The sequence below is a fragment of the Hydrogenophaga sp. genome, from assembly GCF_048549895.1.
In the GTDB taxonomy this organism is placed as follows: Bacteria; Pseudomonadota; Gammaproteobacteria; order Burkholderiales; family Burkholderiaceae_C; genus Hydrogenophaga.
On record NZ_JBLYYB010000055.1, the window covers coordinates 1 to 8,359 of the forward strand.

The 8,359-nt window shown below is 55.8% G+C and carries 6 protein-coding genes; 2 read left to right on the forward strand and 4 right to left on the reverse strand.

Annotation, left to right across the window (positions count from 1 at the left end):
• Positions 1-185: 185 nt before the first annotated feature.
• Positions 186-710, forward strand: coding sequence for a hypothetical protein (locus ACN4F8_RS05710; protein ID WP_419472663.1), 525 nt, complete (start codon positions 186-188; stop codon positions 708-710).
• A 181-nt stretch (positions 711-891) separates the two neighbouring features.
• On the opposite strand, the gene ACN4F8_RS05715 is transcribed toward ACN4F8_RS05710, so the two are convergent.
• The 4 genes from ACN4F8_RS05715 to ACN4F8_RS05730 all read right to left on the reverse strand — a co-directional run bounded on the left by ACN4F8_RS05715 (position 892) and on the right by ACN4F8_RS05730 (position 6,977).
• Positions 892-2,910 carry a TniQ family protein gene (locus ACN4F8_RS05715; protein ID WP_419472664.1) on the reverse strand — a complete coding sequence of 673 codons (2,019 nt, stop codon included), beginning with the start codon at positions 2,908-2,910 and terminating at the stop codon, positions 892-894.
• Positions 2,911-3,930, reverse strand: a complete 1,020-nt coding sequence (locus tag ACN4F8_RS05720) for a TniB family NTP-binding protein (protein ID WP_419472665.1) — start codon at positions 3,928-3,930, stop codon at positions 2,911-2,913. It lies immediately after the preceding gene.
• An 8-nt stretch (positions 3,931-3,938) separates the two neighbouring features.
• A complete protein-coding gene (locus ACN4F8_RS05725; protein WP_419472666.1) occupies positions 3,939-6,008 on the reverse strand; it encodes a Mu transposase C-terminal domain-containing protein in 2,070 nt (689 codons plus the stop codon).
• A gap of 234 nt (positions 6,009-6,242) precedes the next feature.
• A complete protein-coding gene (locus ACN4F8_RS05730) occupies positions 6,243-6,977 on the reverse strand; it encodes a hypothetical protein (RefSeq protein ID WP_419472667.1) in 735 nt (244 codons plus the stop codon).
• A gap of 475 nt (positions 6,978-7,452) precedes the next feature.
• Here ACN4F8_RS05730 and ACN4F8_RS05735 point away from each other — a divergent pair, with 475 nt between their 5' ends.
• Complete coding sequence (locus ACN4F8_RS05735; protein WP_419472668.1) at positions 7,453-8,217, forward strand: hypothetical protein; 765 nt, start codon at positions 7,453-7,455, stop codon at positions 8,215-8,217.
• Positions 8,218-8,359: the final 142 nt, after the last annotated feature.

Sequence of the window (8,359 nt, forward strand, 5' to 3'; positions counted from 1 at the left end):
ACTCGACACCGGATCGAAATTCGCGTCCAGTCGCGCCACAAGTCCGTAGGACCGTGTCGGCGCCCACGGCTTCAGCATGCCGAGATGCTTTTGAGCGCCGCCTTGCAGTGGCTCCAGAAAAGTGGATGACGGATGGAGTGAAGACTCGGGAAATGCATCTGCATGACCTTCCATGGCCAGCAGACATGTTGATGGCACTTGGCAATGAACCTGTCACGTTGCGTGTAACCCTCTCGTACTTCATCGAACCCAATCCGGGGGAGCGTGGAGGTATCGATAAGTATGCTTACCAGTCTCATGCGTTGCGCTTCGCGGTACGCCGGCCTCTCGAAAACGAAGCTGCATTCCGACAGCGCATCAACGCTCAGGCCGCAGCAGACGAACAGGGCTTACCAGGCGCCGCAGCCGGTGGGGATGCAGGCTGGACCATTGGTGAAAAGCTGCGTGCACGCGGGTCCTTGTTGTCTGACAGCTGGACGGGTACTGCGGTCGACTTGGCCAACCGCGGCCAATTGGCGGTGTTTCCTGCGATGGGATGGTGGCGAAACCGCACGTCTCACCAGCGATTCAACCGCTCGGCCCGATACAGCTTGTTGATCTCGATCGAAGCACCGACGGTCGAACAGGATCTGTATGTGCAGGTCTCACAGCAAATCGAGGCCGCCGCAGCCGTGCCCGTCGTGGTTCAAGTGCCTGGGACGGCCAGCTAGTTCATACAGCCAATTGCTCTCCGTTTACTCCCGCTAAAGTTAAGACATCGCAACACAGCGGAGCAATCTTTCACAGACCAACACGTCATGAGTAGACCGTTGCGATTGCCTGCTTCCAGCCGCATCGTCCCATCGCTGTCGTCTGAAGACCCTGCACTGCAGAACATCCAGAGCGTCAAAGTCATTTCAAAGCTGGACTGAGGCGATTGCCTGCGATCTCCGAAGGACAACACCGGTGATCGCTTCGGCGTTCGTCGGGAGGCGCCCAGTATGGCTGTGGCGGTTTGGCCTCTTTAAGTGCCTGCACCCGACGTGAACGTGCGCTGGGGCGCACACAGGGATCCGTGCGAAGGGACTGAATGTCCTCCAAGGTGACGAAGGAAGTTTCAAACCCCGCAGTGCGTGCCACTTTCATGACGCTGATACCTAGCCGCTCTGCATGGGCCAAGAGAGCTGGAGTGGAAGTACCAAGTTCATTTGCCAACGTGCAGAGAGGCCGCCATTGACTCAAGAAGTTTTCGACCGACATCCGGCATATCCCGTTGATGTGCTTGGCAGAACGAACTACATGCCCGGCAGCTACTAGCGCGGTCACAACGTCAGCGTGTGTACCGACCAAACTACCCGCAGCCTTGGCCGAGATGAACTGGCGATCTGAATCAACGGCTTGTCGAATCCTGAAAGACTCGACGTCCGCGAGGTCAAACATTAACGAGCCCAGCGTGTTACCCGACTTTGCACTGGGCACAATCTTCCCGTCCAAAACCTCACCCAAGAAAATACCTTTTGATCGAACTTCCCCAAGCTTTTTAAGCGCCAGAATTCGGTCCAATGATATGAGCCCTTCACCTTCAGAGCTGGGACCTTGGACCCCATCAGTTGGTTTTCTGGTGACCACGATCAAACGTTCAGTGAGTGCCTTCAGATCATCTGGCCAGTAACCCATTCGAACATTTGCAACAGGGTTATTTGAGTAGTGGCCAGAGCGCTTCAACTGCTGCAGTACGCTCACCGGCAACCCTGAGAGCTTCCCGGCCGCGCGAGCTTGGAGGCGATCTTCGCTATATCTCGGCGTCTGATCCACAACCGCAGCGTCGGCGATATAACGGAGACTCTTGCCCGCTTGAACCGTCTTCGACTGGATGAAGCCTCGAGCAGTCCAATTGCGAACAGTGATGGGACGGACGCCTAGGCGCGAAGCTAACGTAACTTCGGAGACGAAGCGGTGCTTAACGGACTCCGCCCGCAACAGCTTGTTGTCCACAACAGCCCCACCCCACTGGTCGAGTCCAAAACGGACGAACTCCTCGCGGAGGAAGTCGATTCCCTGTATGCGAACCCTACTTTTGAAAAGCGCCCTGAACAGCGTTTCGAATCTCTTCCGCAAGCCACTGGTCTTTACGTCTGAAGCGATCCCATCATCGGCCATTCGACGCAGGTAGCGATGAAAACCCAACGGCCATTCAGCAAACGCGTCAGATACAGGCCATGTTCCGCCGCGTGATAGGCCCACCTCCTTGTTCAGCTTTTCCAAAAGCGCAAGTACTCGGAGCAGTGAGCCCAAGGGTACGCGCAGTAGATGCTCTGTGGGGAGGCCGCCGTCGGTCTTGTTGAGTTCAGAGACCGTATCGCCTCGAATTTTTTTGCGCAGAATCGACATCAGCGCAATCGTTGCCGGCGTCGCGGGCTTGGTCACTGCGTCGACCAGAGACGCGCCGCAGCTGCAGGTCAACAGGCCCGGCCTGAGCCATCGAAGCGGCGAACTACAAGCTGGACAACAGTGGAGCAAATGTGTACCGTGCGCAGGACAAGCCACGAATGCCGTTGCGTCCCAGCACACATCAATAAATCTGCTTTCCTTGACACATGCAGGACAAATGGCGGGTCTCTTCAAGCGAAGTGGTGCCAAGCTGAGTCCTCTGCCGATCGGATGGCCGTTTAGCCTGTACTCCGTAAGACCATCGTTGGCGAGGCCGCTGTAGGCGTGAGGGGCCAGCAAGCTGGGAGCCTTGTTCAGAATCGAAGCGAGTTTTTGAACATTAAACCCGGCAGTCAGCATCTCGCCTTGTTCATAGCCAGCATGCCGAAAAACATGCCATGACGTGTCGTAGCCATTTGCTTCGGAGACTCGGAGCACGTAGCCGAAGATGCCCTCATGTGGCGTGGGATCTGGCGTTCTCAGCAGCAACGTGTGGGCCACCTAGGCGCCTCGTGCCGTAAGCACCTGGCTCAGTGCAACTGAATTTGTCTTTGACCTTCCACGCTTCCGATGATCCGGTTCAGTCTCCACCTCCCGCACACCGACAGCCAGCGCCATCGCAATCTTCTCCTGTGTCACGTCGAAACTGAACGCCCGTGCAAAGGGCGAGTCGACAATTACAACGCCAGATTCAGCCCATATCGAAGTCTTGTGAGCCTGCTCAAATCCCTCAAGAGAAATTGAAGATCTTCCCACGTCACAAGCATCCCACACAGCTTGCCGAAGAAGTTTGGTGAGGTGCCCCATCAGCCCTCCTGACGCACACCAGAATCGAAAGGCCATTTCTGGACTGTTCAGTTGTGGCATCGTGAAATTCTGCGACATGGACTCGTTGAACGCTTCCAAGATTGACATGAAGTCTTCCCTGCTCGCAGCATCTAACCAGTTGAACCGTCGCATGTAGATCGGCGCAAGAAACCGTCCTGAGAGTTGCTCGTTCCGACAAAGCACAGGCAAACAGCTTTCCAACCCACTGACCACCAGCGTTACCTTTGTCTGGTCAACGAGGGTCTTGAGCCAATCAGCAGCATCGTAGAAAATTTTTTGCGTGCCTTTGTCGAAGAAGTGCTGAAACTCATCGATCATGATCATCAATGTCCCGGACAACCGCAGTTGGTCTTCGAGACGCCCTGTTCGGTTGATCTCCGTACCCGACTCCCATTTCGGATCACCTAAAGACTTGAGCAACAGTCCAGCCACACCTTTCACAGTTGGCCGTGAAGGTGCAGTTACTCGAAGAATTGGAACCACTGCACCGTCTGCGGTGCGACTACGCGGCATCAGGAGTTCGGTCTCTTCCAACACACGGCTCTTCCCCGTGCGCGACTCGCCCACCAGGGCCAAGCAAATGGGTTCGGGTGACTTCAAGCTGTATCCCAGACACTGTTTGATGCGCTGAGTTGCGGTTTCGAAAGCAGTGTGCGGAATGAGCGTGGACTCTACGACGAAGCGGGCTTCCATGTAATTACTCAATCGGGAAGGTGGTTGTTGGGGCTTTGATTGCGTTGCCGAATCACCGGCGCAAACCGCCGCGATGGCGCGTCTGGATGGTGGAGCGTCGGCGGTTTGGCTGTCGCCACCACAGGCGGCGACAGCTTGAGCGCCTTCACCGGCGCGACTACCGTGGCGTGCTTTGTGGGCGGAGTATCAGACTGGTCAACCTGATCGGCGCTATGCGGTGTCGCTACCGCAGGGATGACAGCAGTGTTTCCAGGCAGCACAAGAGTTGATGCGGGGGATGCTTCGCCGCCCTCGACATACCTCGCGATACGTGCGCGAGTCTTGGCTTTCGCTTTTTTGTGCGCGAACTCGTCACGGATCATTTGCGCGATCTGCTCTTTGGCCTGTAACCAGGCAGTGGAGTCATACTTTTGTGCCTGCTTGGCGGCGTAGCGCTTGCAGAGTTTGTGTTGCCATGCAGTCATGCCGGCGGCATAAATTTGTGCCAAAGCCGGCACCTTGAACATCCGCTTTTTGTCGGGCGACAGCACCACAATCTTGCCAATGTCGCCATCGTCGACACATATCTCGACGTCCAATTTTTCGCCGAGCTGCATGCGCAAGGTGGTCATATCGGGCGAGTTGTAGAACAAGCCTTCGAATTCAATTCCCTTGTGAGTTAACCTTCGCTGCTCGCGGCGCCCTAGAATCGCGTCGAGTTTTTCAGGATCGTCAGGCAGTTGGATGTCTTCGGCATTGATGCTTGACCTCCACATGACGATCGGCGGCATTTTCAGGCTTCGATGCACTCGCTCGTGATACACGTCGACGATCCACTTTCTGACGATGTGCTGCAACGTACCCAAACTCACCACCGCATGTTTGACAGGGTCATAGTCGTCTTTTTCAAAGATGTCTGAAAAGGTGGTCCCCGGGGCAGTATGCGCAACCTCATGGTTCAGGGTCCCCTGAAATCGTTCGACCTTGCCCTTGAACCATGGAGTCTTGCGCGGTGAATAGTGGATTTCGATGCCGAGTGAGTAGCAGCCCTCTTCAAGGCTCAGGCTGTGGAACTCGGCGCCGTTGTCCATTGACAGCTCCCGCATCACCCCGTGCGCGTCCCAGCTACCGAGTACCTCGGGGTACAACGCGTTGAGATCGCTTTTGGGCATGAAGGCGTTCTTCAAGCACCTGGCAACAGTCAAAAAGTTCGGTGGCTCAAAGCCAATGTTGATGCCAAGGACGCAGCGGGTGTAGTCGTCAACGCATACCGTGAGGTACGGGCGACCCAGCGGCAACCTCGACTTGTCATCGATGACCATCAGGTCCATCAAGGTGTGGTCAATCTCTGCGCGTTGCAGCGGTGCCTCAGTTGTACGATGCCCAAGTACAGATCTGAAGCGGCGCACTGCTACTTCGCGCCCTTCTCTCGCAACGCTGCGATCGAACGCAGGAACCTCACTGATCATTCCCCCGACAAGGCGCAGTGTCGGGTGAGGTAGTTGCAAATCCACAGGCCGAAGCCTATTTTCGCGATTGATCTCAACTTTCGCCTTGTCGAGTACGTCCTGGATCGACCTTTTCTCACGCGTCAGGTACACGGTGTCGATTGCCTGCTCGATGACTGCCAGTACTTCTCGCGGATACCGCCGGTTTCGGTTGCCACGCTTTGTGACCTTGGCAACCACGCCATAAATGTCCCGACCTGAATTGATGAGTTGCTTGCGCCAGCGGTAAACCGTTGTCCAATGCGGCGCTCTCTCTGGCTTGCCGAGCTTGGTCCAGACGGCCAAGGCCGCGGAACGGAGCGCTCCCTCGGTGGCGGGACCATCCATCGCTGCAATGGCATAGGCCCTGCGCACCTTGGCATCCTCCATCAAGGGCGCCGGCACACTGAAGATCGGTTTTCCAAACCTTCGTTCGTCGTGATCTTCTTCACCAGCTTCCATATGATTGAATTCGAGTACTCCTGCGACATACAGGGCGCGAAGCTCGGCGTCAGTCTTCTCCTGAATTCGCTTTGTCTTGGTTTCCTCTAGTTGCCACAAGTCATCGCTGACCTTTCGCAGCATCAGCATTTCCTTGCCGTTGATGCGCAAGGCGGTATTTTTTTGGAAAGCAGCTGTCCCCATTTCATTCTTTCTTAGGCATAGCATGGGCACCGAGCAGCGCGATCGCCCTCAAATGCCGGTCAATCTGAACCGAGACTTGGACCAGTGCAGTACGCGCTTGATGCGTTTGCTCGGTGAACACAGCTGAAACGGTTGATATCAAACTTTGCTCTCCGTCTGGGTGGTCACCGAAATGCCGCGGTGAGGTCAGAGAAAACACACTCATTCGAAGACACCTCGGTGGCTAGAGCCCGCCCCGGTGATCCCGATCAAGGTGCTCTGTTCAAGTGCTTTTCCCATGTCAAAGTAAAGCGCGCCTTCCAGAATGAGTCGACACACATGGGCCTTGCTTCTGACACCAAGCGCACCAGCCAAGACGTCGCTCCAAGTTAGTTTTTGCGTGTGCTTCAGAATCAGGCGCAGGCGCTCGCGCTCAACGACGTGAATATCACCGCGCCCAGACCGCAGCACCGTCAGCGCGTTTTGCAATCGGGGAGACGCCGTCAGTTCTTCGGCGATCGCGACACGGTACTTGTAGCCGTGTGTGGGCAGCGCCTTGGTCATCAGTTCAGTACGACGGGAAACTTCGGGGCGGCTGGCATCAGCTTGAGTCTTGACTTCCCAGAGTTCCTTGACGCCGTTCACCTGTACTTCTATGTCCGGGTAGTGGTCGTGCTCAATGCCATCAAGGACAAAGCTCACCACCAACGGCTGCTCTTCGAACCGTGCGACCGCTGGGTTTGCATCGAGCAGCCTGAATGCATTCAGTTCGTGTGGAGACTCCCACTGGAGCATTCGCCCCATCTTCCAGCTTGGGTACTTGCCAGAACTGGAGGCCTTTGATCTTGAAATGACTTTCCGCGAGCGGATCTTGCCGTCTTTGGGGTAGCGGATGGCCAGGATGGCATCGGAAACATTGAGCCGTCGATTTTCTTTAATTTGTATTGCTTTTGACATAACATTGGATTACTGCTGCTTCAGAGCAGGCCCAACCCCGGCCACAAATCGTTATCCCATGTGCGTAAATCAAGCGCAGTGGTGCGTCGCCTTGCTGATACGGCCCCAGACTTGGTCACCTTTCAACTGACCCAGAGGTTTCCTCTGGCGGCGTGCATGCTGTTCGGCCTGCAATTCCGATGCTGCGGGCTGTTCACATCAGTGAAGTCTGTCCGCCAGCTTTGCGTTGGGAAGCAGACGTGTATTGAGGTTGGCGTGGTTCATTCGTCTTCTTGCGGAAGCCCGAACGTTATCTGGCACGCCGCTGCCGTACTAGGCTAAAAAAACGTACGTGTTTTCCATTCCAGTCTTTACCAATGCTGCTTTCTGCAAGTCAGACCAAGTAGTCTTGCGCCTCGCAGAGCGTTCATCTGCCAAGCCCTGGTCCCAGCGCGACGCACGCCGTGCATGCGAGCGGCTACAAACGGTTGCGTTCTTGAACGATGTCATGGAGGCCACTGGAACGCCCTCTCCCTACGCGCTTGAAGAGCTGTTGATGAAGGGACTTCCGGGTTTAGTTTTCCCTGCGGATCGTCCCAAGTTGTGCGACCGCATGGCAAGTCTGGGGCAGCCTGCGGTAAGCAAACAGATCGCACCTTCAGGTAAAAAGGATCTACGGACCAAACGCTGGTTTGACCGTATGGTCGCCCTTGCTCCATCTTCTAGCCAGCTTCTCACCCTTCCTATATGGAGGCTGCTCGATCCGCGACCAATCGATCACGTCGAGTGGCATGCCTTGGCACACGTGCTGGGGAAAATTCATCTTGAACAGCTAGGTGAGCCCTTGACTGCCATGCCACCTACAGCCGCTTGGATGATCACTATGCAAGCCAGTGCCGTGGAGGACGAATGTGAGTACTTCGTCAACTATCTTGGCCATCAACCAGACAGGGCGGTCATGACCACCATGCTGCTACAGCTTCGCCGTTGGGAGGCTCTGGGCAATCTGATTGGCTACGATCTGTCATTGCAGCAGGCGCTTCGAACTGCAAGTCACCCGACCGCTGCCCTTGATCTTGCAGTCTTACAACCAAGAATTGAGGAGTACATAGTGCAATGCTTTGGCGCTGTGCGAGTTCCCTACCCCGAGCTAAACCTTGAAGCGCAAGGTGAGCGTATTGCAGGTGGGCGTAGCGCTTGGGAAAAGCGGGTATTGGTGGGAAGAGGAGTAGGCCATCCGGGTTTCGATGCCGCTGCGTAGGGCGCCAGAGTAGTTTCTCTGGCGCGTTCGAGAAATCAAGGACTTGCCCCGATGGCCACCCCAAACTGCTCCACTTATGGCCGGTCAAACTGCTCCAGGCAGGACGGTCGGATTATGACTATGTGGGTGTGATGGCGATGCG

Bases quoted from the DNA above. Each gene is read 5' to 3' on its own strand.
- ACN4F8_RS05730 (WP_419472667.1), bottom strand. From the start codon at position 6,977: ATGTCAAAAGCAATACAAATTAAAGAAAATCGACGGCTCAATGTTTCC.
- ACN4F8_RS05710 (WP_419472663.1), top strand. From the start codon at position 186: ATGTTGATGGCACTTGGCAATGAACCTGTCACGTTGCGTGTAACCCTC.
- ACN4F8_RS05720 (WP_419472665.1), bottom strand. From the start codon at position 3,930: ATGGAAGCCCGCTTCGTCGTAGAGTCCACGCTCATTCCGCACACTGCT.